Genomic DNA, 21076 nt, shown 5'->3' on the forward strand with positions numbered 1-21076 from the left:
GCAATAAAAAAGCTTATTGGTTCGTCGCCCAAGGTACCCCCATGAGGAAGAGGTACAGAAAAGTCGTCGTCGGCGGAACCTTCGACAGGCTTCACCTCGGCCACAAGGCCCTGCTGAGGAAGGCCTTCGAGGTGGGGGAATACGTTTACATAGGCCTGACATCCGACGAGATGATCAGGAACAAGCCCTACGCGGAAAAGATACTCCCATACGAGCTGCGCCTCAGGGATTTAATCAAGTTCTTCGAAGTCAACGGCTACTCCGGCTACCGCGTTATCAAAATACACACTGCGATAGGATTTGCGGGGGAGATGAAGGGCCTAGAAGCCATAGTCGTGAGCGAGGAGACCTACAAGGGTGCCCTGGTGGTCAACCGGGCGCGTGAGGAAAACGGGCTGAGACCGCTTGATATAGTAACCATCGGCCTCGTCAGGAGTTCCCTCGGGTCCAAAATCAGCTCATCCCTCATAAGGGCCGGCCTCATAGACCCGTTCGGGAGGCCGCTCTCCAGTGGAAACGAAACTCCCCGACGGAAAGACGTTTAAGCCCTCGGATAATAACACCTACGGTGATATCAATGTCGAAGCTGAAGGAGCCGATTATAGCGATCAACTTCAAGACCTACGCCCAGGCCACGGGCGATGGGGCTTTGAGGATAGCCAAGGCTGCAGAGAAGGTCTGGAAGGAGACGGGTATAACCATAGTCGTTGCGCCACAGCTGGTCGACCTCTACCGCATCGCCCAGGAGGTCGAGATTCCGGTCTTCGCCCAGCACATCGACCCGATAACGCCGGGCAGCCACACTGGACACGTCCTTCCTGAGGCGGTTAAAGAGGCCGGTGCTGTGGGAACGCTCCTCAATCACTCCGAGAACAGAATGGTTCTGGCGGATCTGGAGGCCAGTATTAGAAGGGCAGAGGAAGTCGGACTGATGACGATGGTCTGCTCCAACAACCCGGCCGTCAGTGCTGCAGTTGCAGCTCTTGGCCCGGACTACGTTGCAGTGGAGCCACCTGAACTGATAGGTACTGGAATTCCCGTCAGCAAGGCCAAGCCGGAAGTCATCACCGACACTGTCGAGCTGGTTAAGATGGTCAACCCGGACGTCAAGGTTCTCACCGGCGCGGGGATTTCCACCGGAGAGGACGTGAAGAAGGCCCTTGAACTTGGAAGCGTTGGCGTTCTCCTCGCGAGCGGTGTAACCAAGGCCAAGGACCCGGAGAAGGCGATAAGGGATCTGGTGTCGCTGATTCTTTAATGTCTTCCCTCCCCATTTTCAAAGATAGACAATATAAAAAAGATTACATAGCCGTGTAACCCCCGTCCACCACAAGCTCCGCTCCGGTAACGAAGCGGGACTCATCAGAGGCAAGGTAGAGGACGGCGTAGGCAACGTCCATCGGCTCACCGACAAAGCCAACGGGGTTCATCTTGGCGAAGACCCCCCTGCACTGTTCCTCATCATCAACACCCATTTTTTTGCAGGCCTTCATGAGCATGGGCGTCCAGATGCTCCCTGGGTGGACAGAGTTAACACGGATTCCGTACTTGGCATAAAGGAGGGCATCGGTTTTGGTCATGAGCCTGACGGCACCTTTCGATGCATGGTACGGCGGAATTCCCGGAGAACCTACTATGCCGTAGATCGAGGAGACGTTCACTATGCTCCCACCACCGTTTTTAATCATGTACGGGACAGCGTGCTTCGTGCAGAAGAAAACCCCTTTGACGTTGACATCCATAACCTGATCCCACTCCCCCTCCGTCAGCTCGTGTGTCGGCTTGTCCGGGCCAGAGATACCAGCGTTGTTGACAAGTATGTCCAGCTTGCCAAACTCCTCAACGACCTCCCTGAAAACTCTCTCCACCTCTGCCTCGTTGCTAACGTCAAGTTTCCAGAACTTTGCTGTGCCGCCTTCTGAGATGATCTCCTCAACTACTTTCCTACCGCGCTCCTCGTTCCGTCCGGTAACGGCAACCTTTGCGCCCTCTCTGGCCAAAAGCTTCGCTATAGCCCTTCCAATCCCGGAAGTGGCACCGGTCACAATGGCCACTTTCCCCTCAACCCTACCCATAGGCAGGCCCCCATATAGTTACGAGTCCATAATTACAACTTGATAGTTATAAATTTTTTCTATTACCACTCTTCCAGAGTGATGAAGCCGGAAAGTTTTAATAATTATGACTTAGAGGACTGTCCAAAGCTTAAGATTTATAAGCTCGGACTCGGCTTTTCTATCGGGCAGCCCCGTGGTGTAGCGGCCAAGCATGCGGGACTTTGGATCCCGCGACCCGGGTTCGAATCCCGGCGGGGCTACCATAGAAACTTTGCCTGCGCAAAGTTTCATCAAAGTTTGTAGCTCCTCTTGAAAGGCTGATTCTAGGTGATTTTTTCTTTGAGTGGCTGTTTTGGAAGTGAGAACTTTCCTAGTTGTTTCCTAATTGCGGGTTTAACTTTAAAATCGACGCCCATTGGGCGTCAGGAGAGAATAAACCCCATTTCAGCAGGCTTTTTCAAAATGTTCTCGCCTGAAAATGAACATTTGGCGTGTAAAATCGGCTTGTATGGACGTTCTTTATGAGGAGCTACATGCCTTTGGTGAAGCTCTTTTCAAAAGCTTCCTTCGCAAGCGCTGGCGGAATGTTTTGACTATTCTCTTGCTTTTGGTGTTGTTGCATGCCTTTTGCGATGCTAATTTTTGGTAGGGTTTGCGCTTTAATTGTCAATGTTATTGGTTGTGTTTCTTGTTTTTGGCGCCAGAAGGGCACTGGCTTGGAGTGAAACGCCAGCCAAATTGTCCAACGTCAGTATAAAACCCTTTAAGAACACCTTGTATAAGGCATGCTAATTTCCACACTCCCAATTTGAACAGTTGGAATATTTTGGTCAAGCTTTGCGCAAGCAAAGCTTGCTAAAACGCGAACTCCTCCACGCTGAACTCTTCCATGACCCTCTCGAAGTCGTGCTCGGGCGCGTAGGTGAAGCCGCAGGAAGAGCACTTTAGGACACCGTTCTCTTCATGGAGCGGGGCAAAGCAGACAGGGCAGCGGTACTCCTCGCGGGAAAGCCTGTCGTAAACCTCGTCCTTCATCACGAGAAGGTTCAGCTCGACCTCCCAGTCCTCGTGGAGCATGCCCCAGTAGGGGGTCTCGACCGGGTAGAAGTCCTCAAGGATGAGCGCGTTTATCCCAATCCCCCTGACACCGGGCGGGAGCTTGCCGGTCGGCTCTATGCTCACCACGTACTGGTCGTAGAACTCTATGTGCTCAGCCCTGACTGTTAAGCCGCGGGAGAGCCTTGAGCGAAGGGGAATCAGCTGGAGGAAAAGGTTTTCCCTCTCAACGTCCCAGCTCGCGCTTACTGAAACGCTCCCCTTCATGAAGAACTGGGTTATGTACCCATCATCGCGCTCCTCGCCAGCTAAAGAAAAGCCCAGCTTGCCCATTGCCCGCCCAAGGAAGTTCGGCCTTGGAAGCCGCTGATAGTTCACCAGATACTCACCTATCCACCCCGCTAACGGCATAGAATAGCCTATGAACGCCTGCCTCTGAACCCGCAGGTAGGCCACGCTGGGGAGCAATTTGAACCCTGGGTTCATCTCCATCAAAGAAAGAGCGGTATAATGATATATATGATTAACGGAAAAACTAAGAACCGAAAAACTCGTCGAGGCTTATGCCCTTCTTTTTCTTCTTACCCTTCGATTTTTCGTCCTCCGCTTTCTTTTTCATCATGTATTCCTTAAGGGCGGCCTTTTCAGGTCCCTTGACGGGTTTTATCTTCTTCTCAGAGCGCTTGGGAGATTTGGATTCCTTCTTTTTCTCGGTCTTAGCACTCTTCCTGAATTTTCCGTTTGCTTTCAGCTCGTCAAGGTAGCCGTTCTTCCCGTTGGACTTGCCGGTCCTTTCCTTTATCATCTTCTCACAGACATCAGCGGAAAAGCCCATCAGCGTCCTCTGCCTCTCCGGAAAGACGTTCTCGAAAAGGCTCTTGATGTCCTTCTCGGTCAGACATATCCTCTGCCTCGTGTAATCCAGGACGCTGTACTTTGTAACGAGCATTTTGGCAGTTGGCAGATACTTCTCTATGGCACCTTTGCTGACTGTCAGGACTATCTTGCCGCCGCACTTGGGGCACTTGCCGGTCAGCGGCGGCCTTCTGTATTTGGTGTTGCACTTCACACACCGGAACTCCTGCCTCGTGAAGCTCCTCAGGTTGCCCCTCAGGTCCGGAACGAGGTGGGAGTTGATTATCGTTTCTGCCACGTGGTGCTCATCGACCGCCCTTATGCGCTCCGCCAGGGCCAGCTGGCGCTCGACCTTCTCCACCATGTCGCCGAGCTGTTTGTACAGGCTCATCTTCGGGCCGAGACCTATATCGTCCGTATCGTGGGTAAACTTTATGCCTTCATACATCTCAGGTTTGCCCAATCTGTCCTCGACGCGCTCGATGAACTTAATCTCCTTGGGCGATTTCATCTCGTAGGTGGCGTCGTAGAACTCCAGGGGATAGTACCTGACGACGTCCATGTTGTGAACCTCGCTGTCAACCTCTCTTGGATCGAGGCGCGTGGTAACGACTAAAGGCGCGTCCATCTTTCCGCCGCGCTTCTCGGGCAGATAGTAACGAGAAAAGTTCAATAATGCATCCATAAGTAACATCACACTATCCTCGTCCCCGTCGCAGTTGCGTCTTTTGGCGGCATGGTAATACGGGTGAGCATATCCCACAAGAACGTCGGAGAAGCCTATTATCCTGCCTATGATTCCAGCCGAGGTGTGGGGGGCGAGACCTATCACGAGGTGGCCGACCAGGTCTTCCATCTTCTCGGCGTTGTAGAAGCGCGGAAGACCGTAGAACTTCTCAAGAAGGTCGTCGATGAAGCGGGCCACCTTGAGGAGATATTTACCTGCCTCGTAGGGCAGTATGACATCCTGAACCCTCAGCTCGAGTATCTGGTCGTCCCGCTCAAGGGGCTTGCCCTCGAAGTCATGGGTGTAGCCGAGTTCGCGAAGCTTCTCAACGCTCGTACCTATCTCCCTTGGCTTGAAGTGGGTTATCGGGGCGTCGGTGGCGTCGAAACGAATGGTACCATCCTTAAAGACGTAGACGTCGTTTTTGGCCCTCAGCAGACCCTTCTCAAGCGGCTCGGCCATTTTGAAGCCGGAGGTCATTCCCTGGACGCCCTTGAGCCTGTCGATGCCGTAGACCTTGACGTTCTCCATCGCCGCGCGGAGAAGCTCCGATGGCTTTATGGTTCTCCTCGCGTAGGGCTTCAGCTCGGTGCCGCACTTGGGACAGTGGAAGTCAAAGCTTTCCGCCTCGTTTTCAGGATAATCGACGTTGCACTTGGCGCAGTGCCAGAGGAGTTCCTTTCTCGTTCCGCAGCGAGGGCAAAGGTGCTCCGGCCCGGTGTGACCGCATTCGGGGCACTTGAAGAAGGCTATCTCCACGCTCGTTACCTTACCTTCCTCGGCGGCCTTCTTAATGTCCCTGCTGGAGCCACCAGCTAAACCGATCGGGAAGAGAACCTGAACCGGAGGTTTCATCTTCCTCTCCTTGGCCTTCTCGGGCCTGCCCATCCTGGCCCCAATCCAGCTTATGCCCCTGTCACGGAGCTTTATCCGGTTGTTCTCGTTGATGATGTCTATGACGGTGAAAAAGGGCTTCGCCCTGAACTCCCATTCGAGGTTGCCCAGGGGAGTCAAAAGGGCGGCACTCCACGGGTAATCGATCACTATAACCTTCTTCCTGTCTTCAGTTCTCTCAAGCCCGTGTGGCAATCCAAGGAGTTCAAGGTAGCGCTTTATCTTGGGGTCGTTGTCGAGAACTACCTTCCTCGCGAACTTGTTCTTCATGTGCTCGTCCCACCCTATCTGAGCGCCAACCAGAGCCCTCTGGAGCTCCTCAACTTCTTCTGGCCTGAGCGTGTTCCAGTAGAGGGTGTAGTGGGGATGAAACGGAACATCGAGGACCTTCGATAGGTGTATCGCCAGCTCAACACTGGGCCTAACGCGGAGCGGATCCTTCAGCAGGTTTTCAAGGAAGTCGGCGTCGACCTCAAGGTATTCCGCCGCCTCCTCTATGGCTTCGCGTGGGTTATCGGAGAACGGCTTAAGCTCAACCTCGTAGGTCTCGGCTATAGCTTTGACGAACTCCTGAATCCACCATTCCTCAGCGTAGTTGGCAGGTAAAAGCGTCTGGTTGTTCTCAACGAAGTCGCCGAAGTTTACTAAAGCGTCGCCGACGTAGAGTATCTCCTCTATTTCGTTTCTCACCCTCAAAGCGGTCTCGTAGTCATCAACCCGTATAACGCTCCCGTTCTTGAGCTTGACTATCGGGCCTTCGACGGTGGTTGCAGGGGTAACTATACAGCCCTTGCCGGGCCTTTCCGTCTTCATCTGGGTTCCAATCGCTATGAACTCGTCGAGGATCAGCATGGTTGCGGGGTTCACGCTCCAGGTGGCGAAGCCGCTGACGCGACTCCTTCCGTAGCGCAGACGGAAGCCGCCGTTCTCGGAGGGCTCGGCGAAGAGCGGCCTTCCACCGATTATCTCCTTCGTGTACTTCTTGTTGGGGGCGATGTTGGCCTTGAAGCGCTCGTAGAGTTCGTAGTAGAAGCCCTTCTCAACTTTTTCGGCAACTTCTTCCTTTGCCCCGGAATCCTCGGCCTTGGACTCGGCAGGCTCGGGCCCTTCTGCCTTCTTGCCCTTCTCCTTGGCATCTACGAACTCCTTTATCCAGTCCCAGCCCTCAACGCCCATCTTGTCTATGTACTTGACGAGCTTCTTGGCCTTCTGGAGGACACCCTCGGCGAGGACGAGTATGGCACCGCCGCGAAGGTGGTTGGTCTCAACGCCGGGAACGTCACGGTGGCTGACTTCAACCTTGTCGGTCTCTTCACCGGTTATCTCGATGGGGATGTTCTTCATGGCGAGTCTTACCTCGTCTGCCTCCGGGTGGTACTGCAGCCTTGTAACTGCCCTGTGGTAGAGGTCTATCTCCTCCACCATTCTCTCTATGTGCTTCTCGCTCGGCTTGAATCGGTCAAGGCCAAGCTTCTTCCGTACGTAGTCGCCGACGAGGACGCTGAGGGCCTGTGCGGTTCCTCCGGAGCTCCTGATGGGGCCCGCGTAGTAAAGGGCCAGGTATTCGGAATTGTCGCCCCACTCGTTCCTCTTGACCTTGACGTCGGCTATTCCCTCCAGGGGGGCGGAGACGATTCCCTCGGTGAGAATCGCTAGGGCGGTTCTAACGGCCTGCTCGGCGTAGCGCTCCTTGCTCCCCAGGTCGCCGAACTTCCCCTCGATAATCTCATCGACCACCTTCAGGGCGGCCAGCTCTTTACCGTACTCCTTAACAAGAACGCGTATCCTCTCGGCCACGCCCTTCGGACCGACGAGGCTCTCAACACGGCCGGCCATGTCGGTCGCCTGGGGAACCTCAACCTCAAGGCTGGGGTCCTTTCCCTGTTCACGGGCCTTTCTCGCCACCTCGTAAGCCCGGTCTATCTCACGTTGGAGGGATTCAAAGTAGGATTTCATCTTGGATGAGTAGAGTTCCTCGCCCATTCAAACCCCCTCGCAGTACTCGTCAAACCTCACAACGGCCCTCAGGCGGGCGGTTTCGACGTCGATTATGGGCACCCTGGCCGGTGTCGGCATGATGTTCACCATCTTCTGGAACTCCGTCTGAGCCTGCCAGGTTCCGGTGTTTATCAGAAAAACGCCGTTGTACATCTTGTACTCCATAACGTGGACGTGACCGGCCTGGAAGAGGTCGGGAACGGATTCTATGACGAGGGTATCCTCCGAATCCGGTGCGACTGGCACCTTTTCCCCGAAGGTCGGCGCAAGGTGGCGGAGTTTGAGCAGGTCGAGCATGGCCTCGGCGGGCCTGTGGTGGCTCCTGTTCGGGATGAAGCTGACGACGTCCTCTATGCCGCGCCCGTGGGCAATGAGGAAGTCACGCCCATGAAGTCTCACGACGGCCGGGTTGCTTATCATGACGGCATTCTTGAGCTTTTTGAGAGGCCTGGTGTACTCATCGTAGAACCCCGGCTGGGGGAGGGCGGTTCTGGCGGCGTCGTGGTTGCCCGGGCCTATGAACATGGTTATGTGGTCGGGCACGTTGCGGAGAAAGTTCGCCAGGGCCTCGTACTGATCGAAGATGTCCGGAATGGCAAGCTCGTTGTACTGGCCGGGGTAGATGCCGATTCCATCGACGACGTCGCCGGCGATTATCATGTACTTTATCCTGCTCACAAGCTCCTCCTCGGCGCGGTTGTTCACCTCACCGTTGAGCCATTCGAGGAAGCGTTCAAAGGCCTTCTCGCAGAACTTGTTGCTTCCCACGTGGATGTCGCTGAGGAGGATGGCGTAAACCTTCTCCTCGAGCGGAGGCTTGTCGCGCTTGAACTTCGGAACGTCCGGGAGGTAGATCCGGTTGGCAAAGAATATGCCCCTCCCCGAGTAGCGGCCGCGGAAGGCTATAACGGAGTCGGGCATTATCTGGAAGAACTTCCTGCTCTCCTCGTTGTTGCGGTTTATGAAGACCTTGATTATCCCGGTGCTGTCCTCGACCTCAAACATGAAGCCCTTGGCCGTCTCGCGCTTGCTGTTGATGAGACCGATGATGGTTACCTCCTCGTCTCCTCCCACATAGCCCAGCTTCCCTATGTCTATGACGCTGCCGAGCTCGGGGTTCTCGCGGAGGATTCTGCGCATCTTTCTCAGCCGGCTCTTGAAGTAGTCCGAGTACACCTTGACGATTATCTCGCCCTCCTTGCTGGCGGCGCTCTTGACCTTGGGAACCTCAAACTTCACATTCTTGACGTCGAAGACGAGCTCCCAGTCGTCAGGGATCTCCTTAGCCCGGTAAATGAAGCCCTCACGTGGGGCTATGACGATATCGCGGTAAACCGAGTAGCTTTTCTCTTCCTCCAGCACCTCATCGCCGACGTAGGCTATCGGCACCCCGTAGTCACCGTAAACTATCTTGGGCCTCACACCGTTCCCGTTCTCGTCGGAGTAGTAGGACTCATCGTCGGCGTAGCCGTTTCCGTTGATATATCCAGTTTCAGCAACAGGAACCCCAGGGGAGCTACCCTCCAAAGGGTTATCTCCCGGAAGGACATCAGATCCGGAGGAACCCTCAGCCTCGACATCTTCCACAGGAAGCACCGCCTCGGAATCCCCATCCACACCCTCAACGAACCCCTCCGAAGAGACATCACCAGAGGAAGTTCCAGTGGAAATAGAACTCTTCCCCCCGAAGAAGTGGGATTCTTCTTGCTCCAATTGTGAAAAGGAAGGCGTTTTTAGGAGGACGTCTTCGGTATTTCCAGTGGAAATCAACGTGCCGGGCCCATCATCTGAATCTCCCTCGACGCCGCTAGCCTCTGCCGACGAAGCACTATCCCCGGCCGAATTCGCAGAATAAGATTGTTCTTCCCGATATCCAACCACAGCCCCAGAATCCTCAGAGGTCCCCTCACCAGTTTCGGTGGACGGCTGGGGCTCGAGGAGGGAGGGAACTTCTAGTGGAACCCCACCTTTCATCTCAAGGAACTCCTTCGCAATGGCGGAGTCTATTACAAAGACCCCTCTGGCCTTGGCGAACTTTATCAACTCGGCCAGCGTGAAGTCTTTCTTGTAGCTATCCACGAGAAGGTAGTAAGCCGAAGGAGTGATTAGATAGCGATTGGCCATTAAATCCTCTATCAAACCCATCAGAGCAGCCTCCTCTGGCGGGACATGCTCACCGTCAGCATGGTCTGGAGCTGGGAATCGTGTCTGTATATGTTCTTGACCTTATAAGGTGTTACGTTGAGCCTTATCTCCTTCGTTCTCCCATACCTGCCCTTGCTGACGACCTTGGCGTTGATGATGCCGAGCATGTCGAGCTCGTTTATCAGGTCGCTCACGCGCCTCTGGGTGAGGGGTTCGAGGTCGATGTGGTCGCAGAGGGACATGTAAATCGAGTAAACATCGCCAGTGTTGGCGGGCAGTTCGCCATTCTCGTCAAGGAGAACTATCGCGTAGAGCAGAACCTTCGAGTGGAGCGGAAGGGTCTTTATGACCTCCTCCATGGTGTCCTGTTCTATCTTCTCCTGGGCCTTCCAGACGTGCCTCTCCGTGACCTTGCTCGCGCCCTCGCGCTCCGCTATCTCACCCGCAACGCGGAGCAGGTCAAGGGCCCTTCTCGCGTCGCCGTGCTCCCTCGCGGCCAGGGCGGCACACAGGGGGACGACGCCGTCGTCGAGAACGCCCTCGTTGAATGCGTCGCCGGCACGCTGCATCAGAATATCCCTGAGCTGATTGGCATCGTACGGGGGAAAGACAACCTCCTCCTCGCTCAGGCTCGAGAGGACGCGCGCATCGAGGTACTCCTTGAATTTAAGGTCGTTTGAGATGCCTATGATGCTCACCTTCGCAAGGCCCAGCTCGGTGTTTATCCTCGTGAGGGAGTAGAGGATATCATCACCGCTCTTTTTGATTAGCTTGTCAATCTCGTCGAGGACTATTATGACGAAGCGCTCACGGGCGTCGATTACCTCCTTAAGCCGCGCGTAAACTTCATCGGTGGGCCAGCCCACGAGGGGGACCTCAACGCCGCTCTCGTTCTTAAAGTGGTTCACGATGTTCGCCAGAACACGGTACTGGGTGTCCACTATCTCGCAGTTTATATAGATAACATCGACGGGAATCTGATACTTGTCGGATATCTTCTTCAGCTCCTCCGTAACGAACTTTATGGTGACGGTCTTACCGGTTCCGGTCTTCCCGTACACGAAAACGTTTGAAGGTGTCTCGCCGCGGAGGACGGGAACCAAAATATGCGCCAGCTCCTCAATCTGCTCGCGCCTGTGGGGGAGCTCCTTAGGGGTATAGCTGTGCCTGAGAACCTCTTTATTCTTGAATATCTTCTTGGCGTGAAGGTACTTCTCGAAGATTGAATCAAGGTAATTGTCGTCCATGCTCACCACCCATTCCAATGGAAATCCAGGTCGGTTTCGGATTATTGTACAAACTTAACCATGTGATCGTGCCAATAAGACTGTTTTAAGGCATTATTACTGGCTATCTTCCTAGGTTATTATTTATATTTTGGACATCAGACACACACTCCAGAGGAAGCACTGGATGCAGAGGAAAGCATAGATATTCGAGGTCAGGGGTTTATATGCGTTGTTGAACAGGGGGATGTAAAAAGAAGACCCGAAAATACCGGGCATAACCACGGAAAATGGGATGTTATTCTGCGTACCCTGCAGGAGATGGAGCCGGGAAGCCCCGCACAGGCGTCCCAGAAGCAGGAGAAACATTCAAAAGAGGGAGAACAAAAGGCCAGGGTTTAAAAGTACCCAACGTCTTTCTCGTGACCCTCGAGGGACCGCTTCGCGGCAAAAACCTCATCCAGAAGGTTCTTCGCGTCCTCCACCGTCATGCCGACCTTAACGGTCAGAAACTTCATCAGCTCCTCCCTGCTGGCACCCCTATCCACCCTGTCTAAGACCATCCCGACTATACGATCGAATATCTCGCGGGCGAATGCCTCCTCAAGACCCAACGCGGAGACAGAGGAAAGAAGCCCAATGAGGAGTGCGGTGAGGGCGTCGTTGAACTCCTCCTTTCCCAGGGTCTTCTTATCCAGATCAACGCGGAGGTACACATCATCGTTCATTCCCGACAGGGTGAACTTCATCAAGTGAACCTGGTCATTGAGGCGGAGGAGGGTGTGGTAAATCCTGAGCTTCTCGTCATTGGACATGGAGAACGTCTCGAGCCCCATAGGCACGAGAAGGTGAACAAAGCCCTCCGAGAATATCACAAGGAGAGAAAACGGCATTCTAGGGTGCTCGGCCAGATAAGTACCCGGTTGAGCCTCCCTGACTGACCAAGGGAGATCCACTATGTCCTGGGCGGTGTCGTCACCCTCCCGAAGCCACTCAAGAACCTGAACCTCGACGTCGTCCATGGGAACCACCGAAGAATACTATGCGATATAGGTTAATTAACTTTGCACCTGAAACGGCACAGGCAAATTCAAGCATTCATTCTCCACAGGAAGCGAAGGGACTAAGGACCCACCAATGTATAGTAAAATTTTAAGTTTGTAAATGTCCGGATGAAATCAAATGATCATTTCCACTGAAAGATGAATGAACTTAAATGGACACCAAAATACGGACAGTGATGGACTGTTTTGGACATTCTGAATAAACAAAAGTATTTTGCGATTAAGATAAGTTAAACACTTCAATACCCCCTGGGAGTTTTGTTTCCAGTGGAGCAGGGTTTTGGTTACTCTCCTAGTTTTTTGTTTTGAGGTGTAAACTCTCCCGTTTTCTTTTAAACTTTTTGTATTTATATGTTTTCATGAACAATGTTCATAAAATTCCCAAATTTTCAAATAGTAATGAACGAAAGACTATAAAATTCAGGGTGTGTTTTTAAATCTGCCTATTTGATGTTCGAAATATCGTTTATAAACACTTCTTTCATCTTTTCATCCTTGAAAATCCGTCCATCTCCAAAACCGGGTTCCAGTGGAAATGGAACTCTGGGGGGTCTTTCAGATGGACATCGAAAAAGACCTTTGTTTCCACTGGAAAAAATACTCCATCCGTGGACTTCTCGGGGCAGTGATGATAGTTTTTTAAAACCTCCTCTGTAGCTTATATCATGATTCCGGTACCACTCGTGCGAAGACTTCTCCAAATGAAGGCCAAGGTCAGCAGGAACCGGCTCCTTCAAATAGCGGCACTTGTGCTTATACTGGCGGCTATCTTCGCGTTACTTTTCATGTATTTCGAGAACGTGGGCTTCTACACTGCCTTTTACTGGGCGGTCATAACGATGGCCACAATTGGATACGGTGATATAACTCCCCAAACCGAAGCCGGCCGCGCGGTGGCTATGGTCGCCGCCGTTGCTGGAATCTCGACTTTTACCGCCCTCGTTTCCATTCTGGCCGAATACTTCATTTCATCGTCTCTACGGAGGATGATGGGAATGCACAGTGTTAGATATTCCGGACACTACGTGATAATCGGCCGCGGGAGCAGCATACCAAGCTGCGTGAGCGAACTCACCTCCGCGATTTCCAGTGGAGAGGTGGAGCTGAAACCTATAGTGGTGGTCTTCCCCGACGAGGGCGAGCGGAAGAAGGTCGAGCTTCCAGAGGAAGTGGAGGTTCTCATCGGCGACCCGACGAATCCGGAAACACTGGAACGCGCCCACGTGAAGGAGGCTTCCTACGTCATCCTTGCCCTCGAGGACGACTCGAAGTCCGTCTTCACTACCCTCATGGTGAAGCGCATGTCTAATGCGAAGGTATTCGTCGAAGCCCTCCGCGGGGAGAGCCTGGAGCTGCTCAAGGGGGCTGGAGCTGACAGGGTGATACTCAGCAGGAGCCTCGCGGGAAGGCTTCTCGCCAGTTCCGTTTTCGAGCCGGAGGTGGTGGACGTCATAGACGACCTGACCACAGCCTCAGGCGGCTACGATATCACCGTTCTGGAGCGGAGGGACCTGTGGGGCGTCCCCTACGTCGAGGCCATGAAACGCCTCCACGGTGAAGGCTACTTCCTCCTTGGTTATTACAAGGAAAAGCCCGTTCTCAATCCTGTGCTGAATGAGGAGATTCCCGAAGGGTCAAAACTGATCGTCATAAAGCCCGGCTCTTCCAGTGGAAAAAGGTGATGGTGTTGCTTTATTCTCTTTATGTCCAACCACATGCCCTATTTAAGCGCAGAACGGTTTTTCGGGGGCATGAATTTGAAATGTTCCTCAACAACGGGCAGTTTCATCTGCCGCTCCACCGGAAAGAAAAGTATATAACCCTTCGGCTTTTTACCCCTATGGAAGGTAGCCGTAGCGGGTGAGTGAGATGCCAAGGAAGAAGAAGGCTGAGGATGAAATAAAAGAGCTCGAAGAGTTTGAGGAGCTCGATGTCGTTGAGGAGTCCCCATCAAGCTCAACCAAGAAAAAGAAGGAGAAAGAGATAAAGACCCTTGAAGACCTCCCAGGCGTTGGTCCAGCCACTGCTGAAAAGCTCCGCGAGGCTGGTTACGACAGCATCGAGGCCATAGCCGTTGCCTCTCCGATGGAACTTAAGGAGATCGCGGGAATAAGTGAAGGTGCAGCGCTCAAGATAATCCAGGCCGCAAGGGAAGCGGCAAACATAGGGACCTTCATGCGCGCTGACGAGTACCTGGAGAGGAGGAGCACCATCGGCAAGATCTCCACTGGAAGCAAGAGCCTCGATAAGCTCCTCGGTGGTGGTATTGAGACCCAGGCGATAACAGAGGTCTTCGGTGAGTTCGGTAGCGGGAAGTGCTTTGCCAAGGATACAAAAGTTTACTACGAGAACGATACTCTCGTTCACTTTGAGACTATTGAGGAGATGTACGAGAAGTACAGGGCCTTGGGCGGGGAAGTTTCCTTCGACACTGGCTTTGCGGTTCCACTGGAAACCGTCAGCGTCTACACTTTTGATCCTGCGACCGGAGAAATAAAGCGCACTAAGGCATCTTATCTGTATCGCGAGCGGGTCAGGAAAATACTTCATCTTAACCTCTCTCGGGGACGGAAGCTCAGGATAACCGCAGTTCATCCTGTTCTTGTCTTTAGAAACGGCCTTCAGTGGGTTCGTGCTGGGGAGCTCAGGGAAGGCGACGTTGTGGTCGGGATCCGCAGGGTTCCTGCAAATTCCCTGGAAGTTCCAGAGGCGAAGGCGTACTTCCTCGGTCTCTTTGTCGCTGAGGGTACATCCAACCCGCTCTCGATAACAACGTCCTCGGAGAAGCTCAGGGATTTCATAGTGGAGTTCATCAGGAAGTACGACGGCTACGACCCCACCGTTGAGATGAGACGCGGCCTTTACCGGATACTCCTTAGGAAGAAGACCGCCGAGTGGCTCGGCGGCATCGCGGCGTCAACGGCCGAGACAAAATCCGTTCCAGAGGAAATACTCAACGGTGACGAGGGTACGATAGTAAGCTTCCTCGCCGGCTACCTCGACGGTGATGGCCACATTGCGGATTCTCACGTCGAGTTCACTACAAAGAGCAAAGACCTTATGGAAGGCATCGTTTTCCTGCTGAAGCGTCTTGGAATCTCCCCCTCGGTCTCAGAGAAGGTCATAAACGGAGAAACCTACTACAGGATTTTCATAACTGGTGAGGACAGGGCTTCCTTCAGCTCTGTTCTTGAGGTTTCCCTCATCAAGAACTCGGAGCTACCCGGGGGCGGCGTTGGTCGTTATCCCCCAGCAGTGGCCAGGTACCTCTCTGCCCTTTACTCTGAATTCAGGTTGCCAAAGAGGGATGGTGAAACTGCATACCACATTCTGACACGCAGTAAGAACGTCTGGTTCACCGAGAGAACCCTTGAAAGGATCTCTGACTACTTCAGGGATGCTCTCAACAGGCTTGAACTCACAAAGAAAGCAATTGAAAACGGGGAGAAACCAGAGCTTCCGTTCCCGTGGACGGTTCTCAGGAAGTATGGCTTTACCGATAGGCAGATTTCGAACTACCGTACGAGAGGACTTCCAAAGCGCGAACCCCTTGGGGATAGGGTGGTCTCGGCTCTTCTGAGTGAGATTGAAGAGCACGAGAGGATTGCCAGAAAAGCCATTGAATTTATTGAGCTCGTCAAAAAGCTGGAGTTCTACGAGGTAAAGTCCGTTGAACTGGTTGAATACAACGACTGGGTCTACGACCTCGTTGTTCCAGAGACACACAACTTCATAGCCCCGAACGGCCTCGTCCTCCACAACACCCAGCTGGCGCACACCCTCGCGGTGATGGTTCAGCTCCCGGGGGAGGAGGGAGGCCTTCACGGCTCTGTCGTTTGGATAGACACCGAGAACACCTTCAGGCCGGAGAGAATAAGACAGATAGCCGAGGCCAGGGGCCTCGACCCCGACGAGACGCTCAAGAACATTTACGTGGCCAGGGCCTTCAACAGCAACCACCAGATGCTCCTAGTCGAGAGGGCCGAGGAGATAATCAAGGAGAAGGCCGAGACGGACAGGCCGGTCAAGCTCCTTGTCGTCGATTCCCTAATGGCCCACTTCAGGAGCGAGTACGTCGGCAGGGGAACGCTGGCGGAGAGGCAGCAGAAGCTGGCCAAGCACCTCGCCGACCTGCACCGCATTGCTGACCTCTACGACATAGCTGTCTTCGTCACCAACCAGGTACAAGCCAAACCGGATGCCTTTTTCGGCGACCCGACGAGGCCCGTCGGCGGCCACATCCTCGCCCACAGCGCGACCCTTAGGATTTACCTGAGGAAGGGCAAGGCCGGCAAGCGCGTCGCCAGGCTCATAGACAGCCCGCACCTTCCAGAGGGTGAGGCGATCTTCAGGATAACCGACAAGGGCGCCGAGGACTGAGTTAGCTTTTTAACCCCTCTTCTTTACCTCACTCCATGTCAAAGGTTGAGGCCGTTCAGAACCCCTCCCGCGATGAACTCATGAGGATGGTCGATTCCGCCCTGTCATCCGAGGCAATGCTGACGATATTAGCCCGATGTAAGGTTCACTACGATGGAAGGGCTAAGAGCGAGCTCGGCTCCGGCGACAGGGTGATAATAATCAAGCCGGACGGCGCTTTTCTCATCCATCAGAGCAGGAAGAGGGAACCCGTCAACTGGCAGCCGCCGGGGAGCTTCGTAACGGTTGAGGAGCGCGATGGGATTCTAGTCCTCCGCTCTGTCCGGCGAAAGCCGAAGGAAATACTTGAAGTCGAGCTTGAGGAAGTCTATATGATCTCCCTGTTCAGGGCTGAGGACTACGAGGAGCTCGCTTTAACGGGCAGCGAGGCCGAGATGGCGGAGATGATATTTAAGAATCCCGAACTCATTGAGCCGGGCTTCAAGCCCCTCTTCAGGGAGAAGCAGATCGGCCACGGCATAGTGGACATCCTAGGGCGCGATAAGAACGGAAACCTCGTCGTCCTTGAGCTGAAGCGCAGGAAAGCTGATTTGCATGCCGTAAGCCAGCTGAAGCGCTACGTTGAGGCACTTAAAAAGGAGCACTCAAAGGTTAGGGGAATCCTCGTGGCTCCTTCTCTCACTTCGGGGGCGAAGAGGCTCCTTGAAAAGGAGGGCCTTGAGTTCAGGAAGGTTGAGCCGCCGAAGAGGGAAAAGCTCGGGAAGGGCAGGCAGAAAACCCTGTTTTAGCCTATGTCCATCTCCTGTGGCAGCATCTCGCGAACCCTGACCACCAGCACCGTGTTCCTCTTCCTCACCTCAACTATCCTGCCGAGGCCCAGAAGCCTCACCTGCGCCCTGCACACGGTCACTTCCCTCTCGTCGCTCTCCTCCCATGGAATCCTCTGCTCCATGCTCTCCAGGCGGAGTATCTCCGCGAGGAGTCCCTCAGTACCCACGGTGACGTCTTGGAAAGTCTCGTAGGTGAGGAAGACCCTCCCGAGCTCGCGGGCCCTTTCAAGCGCGATAACGTTCCTCGCGCCCCTTATCTCCAGGGTCTTGTACGGGCTCCTCAAAAGCTCATCAAGAACCCGTCTCGCAATTCCGGCGAGGGTTATCGCCTCCATACTCCCACCTCACAGGTAGATGCTCTCGTACTGCTTCTCGGCCTTTCTCCTCGCCTGCTCCATCTGCTCGTGCATCTTCCTCAGCTGGGCCTCTATCATCTCCGCCTCCTTGATGAGCGGCTCCGTTGAGACCTCTATTGGCGTCAGCTTCTTGAGGATCTCTATGACGTTCGCCGCTGCCCTTGGGTCGGGTCTGTCCCCGAAGGTCTCGCCGAGCAAAACGTAGGCGTCGAGTTTCTCCTTGCTCGCCTCCCAGAGGAGCTTCCCGCTCATGCCCATAATGGAACCGTACTGGAGGATTTTCACTCCCAGGTTCTCAAGCTCCCTGTTCAGCTCTGCCCTTGCTCCAACGCCCCAGACGTCCATTCTCTCCTTGAAAAAGCCTATCCCGATGCCCCCTAGGGACACCACCTTCTCTGCGCCCATTTCCTTTAGGTACTTCACGAGCTCCCGGGCTATCTCGCTCACGAGGGTTGGGGGCACGTAGATGTCCGCCATGGCCAGTATCAGGTTGCCCTTCCCGTAGAACCTCAGCGGGGGGTTGGGCTTTCCTTCGAGGATCAGCGCCATGGGCGGGATGAACGGACTTTCCACGTAGCCTATCATCTCCATTCCGAGCTCTTTCGCCAAGAAGTTGGCCGCTATGTGGCCAACCAGGCCTATCCCTGGGTAGCCCTCTATCAGTATAGGATTCCTTATCTCCGGGAGCACTATCTTCACAGGCCCCCCGTTGTCCATGCTCCCACCCCCTAAAAATTTAATTCCAAAAGGTTATTAAAGTTTTGGACTCTATCGTTCCGGAGTCAATGCTGGGGCCGATTTGTCTTGTAGTATATTGGGTCGAATATTACGAGAAAACATTAGAAATTCCTTAAGACGTCAATACTTTCTATTTTGAGTTTTGTGTTCTAAACTATTGTCGATAGAAAACTATATATAGGTCTAATGCCTAATGGTGATGTCCGTGAGATGGACAGTTCACTCAGAACCTTACAAGCATCCTGACATGCCCAAAATTGGGGGTACCCGGCATGGAACTAAAGCGGATTTTCTCCCTTCTTTCCCTTTTTGCAATTTCAGCTGTAACAATCTACTTTGAATTCTGGTATCTTCCCTTCACGACCGAGTGCTATTACGTAAGGGGACCCATTATCTATGATAATCCCTGTCTGGTTCTCTCCGCAGTCTTGGAGTCGCTGGGTCTTGTGGTTTTGGCCTCGCTTTTCTCTAACAAGAGGGTCTTCCTTGCGACGAGCATACCCTGCTCTGGCTTTCCGCTTCTCATGGGCGTTACCCGCTTCGACAGGACCCTCGCGGGGTGGTCCTCTGTTTGAAGGGCGGTGTTGGAAATGAAAGCAAAGCCCCACAGAAATAGTAGGACGATTCAAAGGTTGCTCCTAGCGGCTTTACTAACAATTTTTGCGTTTTTTGAGTTCTTATATCTCTTTGGCTCCTTGGACGGGACGTGCTACGCATTCTGCGTAACCTTTTACAATCTGCCTTGTCTCGTTTTTTCAGTGGGGATGTTCATCTTTGGTTTGGCTTCGGTGATAGCGTGGTTTCCCAGGTACGAGAAGCTTTTCATGGCGTCTCTTTCCACTTACTTTGGAGTTACCCTGCTGGCTTTCCTCTGCTGGGCTCCCTGGGTTCCAATTCTAGCCTTCGCGAGTCTGGTTCTCTCGCTCATCGCTTTCGGACTCTCTGGAAATGGTGTTACACAGCCAGGAGGGGAGGCAGAAAGATTGTCTTTTGGCCTCGCCCTCTCTACCTTTCTCGTCTTTGCAATCGACGGTGTTATCAGTTGCATTGACTTCACCCCAGAGTCCGCTTCCTGCGCGCTTCTCCTGTTGGGTTTGCTCTCGATTCCCCTTAGGACAAAGCGCCCGCGTTACTCCTCCATCCCGCTCTTGCTGTACTTCTTTCTCTACATTGTTTTCTTGGGTTCCTCAGGTGCTCGGAGCTTTGCTCTATTCGGATTGGGGATCTCGGTCCTTGCGCTGGTTTTTGCCTTTAGGGATATTAATGATGACGATGGTGTGGGCGATAAAAGGGGTTGAAATTCCACTGTTGGGGCTTCATTTCCACTGGAAAAGCAACCCTTATATGAGTGAAGCTAGTATTTAACACGGTGATGACCATGCCGAAGATAGGTATCATCGGTGGTTCCGGTGTTTACGGCGTCTTCGAGCCGAAAGAGACGGTGAAGGTTCACACGCCCTACGGCAGGCCTTCGGCTCCAGTGGAGATAGGAGAAATCGAGGGTGTTGAGGTTGCCTTTATCCCGAGACACGGCAAGCACCACGAGTTCCCGCCCCATGAGGTTCCCTATCGCGCGAACATCTGGGCGCTCAAAGAGCTCGGCGTTGAGAGGGTCATCGGTGTTACGGCTGTGGGCTCGCTCCGGGAGGAGTACAAACCGGGGGACATCGTCATAACCGACCAGTTCATCGACTTCACCAAAAAGAGGGACTACACCTTCTACAACGGGCCGCGCGTTGCCCACGTTTCCATGGCCGACCCCTTCTGCCCGGAGATGAGGAAGATATTCTACGAGACGGCGAAGGAGCTCGGCTTTCCGGTCCATGAAAATGGCACCTACGTCTGCATCGAGGGGCCGAGGTTCTCAACGCGCGCTGAGAGCTTCATGTTCAGGCAGTATGCCCACATCATTGGCATGACGCTCGTTCCTGAGGTAAACCTAGCCAGGGAGCTCGGCATGTGCTACGTCAACATAGCGACCGTTACCGACTACGACGTCTGGGCTGACAAGCCCGTCGATGCACAGGAAGTGCTCAAGGTGATGAAGGAAAACAACTACAAGGTCCAGGAACTGCTCAAGAAGGCCATCCCGAGGATTCCAGAGGAGAGGAAGTGCAGCTGTGGGGAGGTTCTCAAGACGATGTTCGTGTGATGTTTTTGTCATTTTTATGCATATTTTCCGGGTTTTTGCTCTTGTGTTAATGGCTGTGAGTAAAAACTTATAAATCCTGATTGCAACGTTCTTCGGTGAACTTAAATGAAGAAGGTTGCTTTAGTTGCTGCCTTGGTGTTCATTTCAGTGCTCCTGATTCCTTTTGCCAGCGCCTACGAGTTCCAGGCCTATGGGTACGTCACAAAGGTCGTCGATGGCGACACCGTGTGGTTCCACTCCTACTACGGCTACAGGGCTGGAGAAACCTTCAAGATCCGCTTTGCCGACATAAACGCGCCCGAGATATACACCGATGAAGGCAAGGAATCGAAGGCCGCCCTGGAGTGGCTCTTTGACACCTACGGCCACTACGTTTACCTCGACGTCGATGATGTCTACGGAACCGACCGCTACGGCAGGGTCGTTGCCGTCGTCTATCTCCCGTTCTGGTACTACGGCTACGCTTTAAACGTCAATGAGTGGCTCGTCGAGAGTGGCTACGCGAACATCTGGGACCACTACAACGAGTTCAACCCCTACTCCTGGAGCCTCTGGGTTCCGATTTGAGGGCTTTTCTCTTCTCCGACACCTTTTTAAC

General features: G+C 53.6%; 17 protein-coding genes and 1 tRNA gene. 10 read left to right on the forward strand and 8 right to left on the reverse strand.

The genetic code is table 11. From position 1 onward, the window contains the following. The first annotated feature begins 41 nt into the window (after window positions 1-41). Both coaD and tpiA read left to right on the forward strand, forming a co-directional pair. Window positions 42-545: a phosphopantetheine adenylyltransferase gene (gene coaD / locus TIRI35C_RS10785; RefSeq protein ID WP_188202832.1), complete on the forward strand. Its 504-nt coding sequence runs from the start codon at window positions 42-44 to the stop codon at window positions 543-545. Between the two features lie 32 nt (window positions 546-577). Next, entirely contained in the window at window positions 578-1258 is a 681-nt protein-coding gene (gene tpiA, locus TIRI35C_RS10790; protein ID WP_188203249.1) for a triose-phosphate isomerase, read from the forward strand. A 43-nt stretch (window positions 1259-1301) separates the two neighbouring features. Here tpiA and TIRI35C_RS10795 read toward each other — a convergent pair whose 3' ends face one another. Next, window positions 1302-2075, reverse strand: a complete 774-nt coding sequence (locus TIRI35C_RS10795) for an SDR family NAD(P)-dependent oxidoreductase (protein WP_188202833.1) — start codon at window positions 2073-2075, stop codon at window positions 1302-1304. Window positions 2076-2244: 169 nt separating this feature from the next. Between TIRI35C_RS10795 and TIRI35C_RS10800 the strand changes: the two genes are divergently transcribed. Further along, window positions 2245-2320: transfer RNA gene (locus tag TIRI35C_RS10800), tRNA-Gln, on the forward strand. A 592-nt stretch (window positions 2321-2912) separates the two neighbouring features. On the opposite strand, the gene TIRI35C_RS10805 is transcribed toward TIRI35C_RS10800, so the two are convergent. From TIRI35C_RS10805 to TIRI35C_RS10825, 5 genes are all read right to left on the reverse strand, one after another. Then, on the reverse strand, window positions 2913-3599 hold the full coding sequence (locus TIRI35C_RS10805) for a hypothetical protein (protein ID WP_188203250.1): 687 nt from the start codon (window positions 3597-3599) through the stop codon (window positions 2913-2915). A gap of 49 nt (window positions 3600-3648) precedes the next feature. Next, complete coding sequence (locus TIRI35C_RS10810) at window positions 3649-7572, reverse strand: DNA-directed DNA polymerase II large subunit (RefSeq protein WP_188202834.1); 3924 nt, start codon at window positions 7570-7572, stop codon at window positions 3649-3651. Next, a complete protein-coding gene (locus tag TIRI35C_RS10815) occupies window positions 7573-9732 on the reverse strand; it encodes a DNA-directed DNA polymerase II small subunit (RefSeq protein ID WP_188202835.1) in 2160 nt (719 codons plus the stop codon). Next, window positions 9732-10979, reverse strand: coding sequence for an ORC1-type DNA replication protein (locus TIRI35C_RS10820; RefSeq protein ID WP_188202836.1), 1248 nt, complete (start codon window positions 10977-10979; stop codon window positions 9732-9734). The genes TIRI35C_RS10815 and TIRI35C_RS10820 overlap by 1 nt, the downstream gene beginning before the upstream one ends. 377 nt (window positions 10980-11356) lie before the next feature. Continuing rightward, window positions 11357-11980 (reverse strand): DNA-binding protein, encoded by a 624-nt coding sequence (locus TIRI35C_RS10825; RefSeq protein WP_188203251.1) that lies wholly within the window; start codon window positions 11978-11980, stop codon window positions 11357-11359. Between the two features lie 707 nt (window positions 11981-12687). Here TIRI35C_RS10825 and TIRI35C_RS10830 point away from each other — a divergent pair. The 3 genes from TIRI35C_RS10830 to nucS all read left to right on the forward strand — a co-directional run bounded on the left by TIRI35C_RS10830 (window position 12688) and on the right by nucS (window position 17190). Then, complete coding sequence (locus TIRI35C_RS10830; RefSeq protein WP_188202837.1) at window positions 12688-13704, forward strand: potassium channel family protein; 1017 nt, start codon at window positions 12688-12690, stop codon at window positions 13702-13704. A gap of 187 nt (window positions 13705-13891) precedes the next feature. Continuing rightward, window positions 13892-16402, forward strand: coding sequence for a DNA repair and recombination protein RadA (radA, locus tag TIRI35C_RS10835; RefSeq protein ID WP_188202838.1), 2511 nt, complete (start codon window positions 13892-13894; stop codon window positions 16400-16402). A 35-nt stretch (window positions 16403-16437) separates the two neighbouring features. After that, a complete protein-coding gene (nucS, locus tag TIRI35C_RS10840) occupies window positions 16438-17190 on the forward strand; it encodes an endonuclease NucS (RefSeq protein ID WP_188202839.1) in 753 nt (250 codons plus the stop codon). Here the strand turns inward: nucS and TIRI35C_RS10845 are convergent. Both TIRI35C_RS10845 and TIRI35C_RS10850 read right to left on the reverse strand, forming a co-directional pair. Next, window positions 17187-17567 (reverse strand): DUF473 domain-containing protein, encoded by a 381-nt coding sequence (locus tag TIRI35C_RS10845; protein WP_148883137.1) that lies wholly within the window; start codon window positions 17565-17567, stop codon window positions 17187-17189. The genes nucS and TIRI35C_RS10845 overlap by 4 nt on opposite strands. A 9-nt stretch (window positions 17568-17576) precedes the next feature. Beyond that, the gene (locus tag TIRI35C_RS10850; RefSeq protein ID WP_188202840.1) at window positions 17577-18305 is read right to left on the reverse strand and encodes a proteasome assembly chaperone family protein; all 729 of its coding nucleotides are present in this window, start codon (window positions 18303-18305) and stop codon (window positions 17577-17579) included. Between the two features lie 293 nt (window positions 18306-18598). Here TIRI35C_RS10850 and TIRI35C_RS10855 point away from each other — a divergent pair, with 293 nt between their 5' ends. The 4 genes from TIRI35C_RS10855 to TIRI35C_RS10870 all read left to right on the forward strand — a co-directional run bounded on the left by TIRI35C_RS10855 (window position 18599) and on the right by TIRI35C_RS10870 (window position 21045). Further along, entirely contained in the window at window positions 18599-18901 is a 303-nt protein-coding gene (locus tag TIRI35C_RS10855; RefSeq protein ID WP_188202841.1) for a hypothetical protein, read from the forward strand. A gap of 15 nt (window positions 18902-18916) precedes the next feature. Beyond that, window positions 18917-19624, forward strand: a complete 708-nt coding sequence (locus tag TIRI35C_RS10860; RefSeq protein ID WP_188202842.1) for a hypothetical protein — start codon at window positions 18917-18919, stop codon at window positions 19622-19624. A gap of 80 nt (window positions 19625-19704) precedes the next feature. Then, complete coding sequence (locus TIRI35C_RS10865; protein WP_188203252.1) at window positions 19705-20478, forward strand: S-methyl-5'-thioadenosine phosphorylase; 774 nt, start codon at window positions 19705-19707, stop codon at window positions 20476-20478. A gap of 105 nt (window positions 20479-20583) precedes the next feature. After that, window positions 20584-21045 (forward strand): thermonuclease family protein, encoded by a 462-nt coding sequence (locus tag TIRI35C_RS10870; RefSeq protein WP_188202843.1) that lies wholly within the window; start codon window positions 20584-20586, stop codon window positions 21043-21045. Window positions 21046-21076 lie beyond the last annotated feature (31 nt).

Origin of the sequence: Thermococcus camini, assembly GCF_904067545.1 — an archaeon.
GTDB lineage: Archaea > Methanobacteriota_B > Thermococci > Thermococcales > Thermococcaceae > Thermococcus > Thermococcus camini.

Bases quoted from the DNA above. Each gene is read 5' to 3' on its own strand.
- coaD (WP_188202832.1), top strand. From the start codon at position 42: ATGAGGAAGAGGTACAGAAAAGTCGTCGTCGGCGGAACCTTCGACAGG.
- tpiA (WP_188203249.1), top strand. From the start codon at position 578: ATGTCGAAGCTGAAGGAGCCGATTATAGCGATCAACTTCAAGACCTAC.
- TIRI35C_RS10795 (WP_188202833.1), bottom strand. From the start codon at position 2,075: ATGGGTAGGGTTGAGGGGAAAGTGGCCATTGTGACCGGTGCCACTTCC.
- TIRI35C_RS10805 (WP_188203250.1), bottom strand. From the start codon at position 3,599: ATGAACCCAGGGTTCAAATTGCTCCCCAGCGTGGCCTACCTGCGGGTT.
- TIRI35C_RS10810 (WP_188202834.1), bottom strand. From the start codon at position 7,572: ATGGGCGAGGAACTCTACTCATCCAAGATGAAATCCTACTTTGAATCC.
- TIRI35C_RS10815 (WP_188202835.1), bottom strand. From the start codon at position 9,732: ATGGGTTTGATAGAGGATTTAATGGCCAATCGCTATCTAATCACTCCT.
- TIRI35C_RS10820 (WP_188202836.1), bottom strand. From the start codon at position 10,979: ATGGACGACAATTACCTTGATTCAATCTTCGAGAAGTACCTTCACGCC.
- TIRI35C_RS10825 (WP_188203251.1), bottom strand. From the start codon at position 11,980: ATGGACGACGTCGAGGTTCAGGTTCTTGAGTGGCTTCGGGAGGGTGAC.
- TIRI35C_RS10830 (WP_188202837.1), top strand. From the start codon at position 12,688: ATGATTCCGGTACCACTCGTGCGAAGACTTCTCCAAATGAAGGCCAAG.
- radA (WP_188202838.1), top strand. From the start codon at position 13,892: ATGCCAAGGAAGAAGAAGGCTGAGGATGAAATAAAAGAGCTCGAAGAG.
- nucS (WP_188202839.1), top strand. From the start codon at position 16,438: ATGTCAAAGGTTGAGGCCGTTCAGAACCCCTCCCGCGATGAACTCATG.
- TIRI35C_RS10845 (WP_148883137.1), bottom strand. From the start codon at position 17,567: ATGGAGGCGATAACCCTCGCCGGAATTGCGAGACGGGTTCTTGATGAG.
- TIRI35C_RS10850 (WP_188202840.1), bottom strand. From the start codon at position 18,305: ATGGACAACGGGGGGCCTGTGAAGATAGTGCTCCCGGAGATAAGGAAT.
- TIRI35C_RS10855 (WP_188202841.1), top strand. From the start codon at position 18,599: ATGGAACTAAAGCGGATTTTCTCCCTTCTTTCCCTTTTTGCAATTTCA.
- TIRI35C_RS10860 (WP_188202842.1), top strand. From the start codon at position 18,917: ATGAAAGCAAAGCCCCACAGAAATAGTAGGACGATTCAAAGGTTGCTC.
- TIRI35C_RS10865 (WP_188203252.1), top strand. From the start codon at position 19,705: ATGCCGAAGATAGGTATCATCGGTGGTTCCGGTGTTTACGGCGTCTTC.
- TIRI35C_RS10870 (WP_188202843.1), top strand. From the start codon at position 20,584: ATGAAGAAGGTTGCTTTAGTTGCTGCCTTGGTGTTCATTTCAGTGCTC.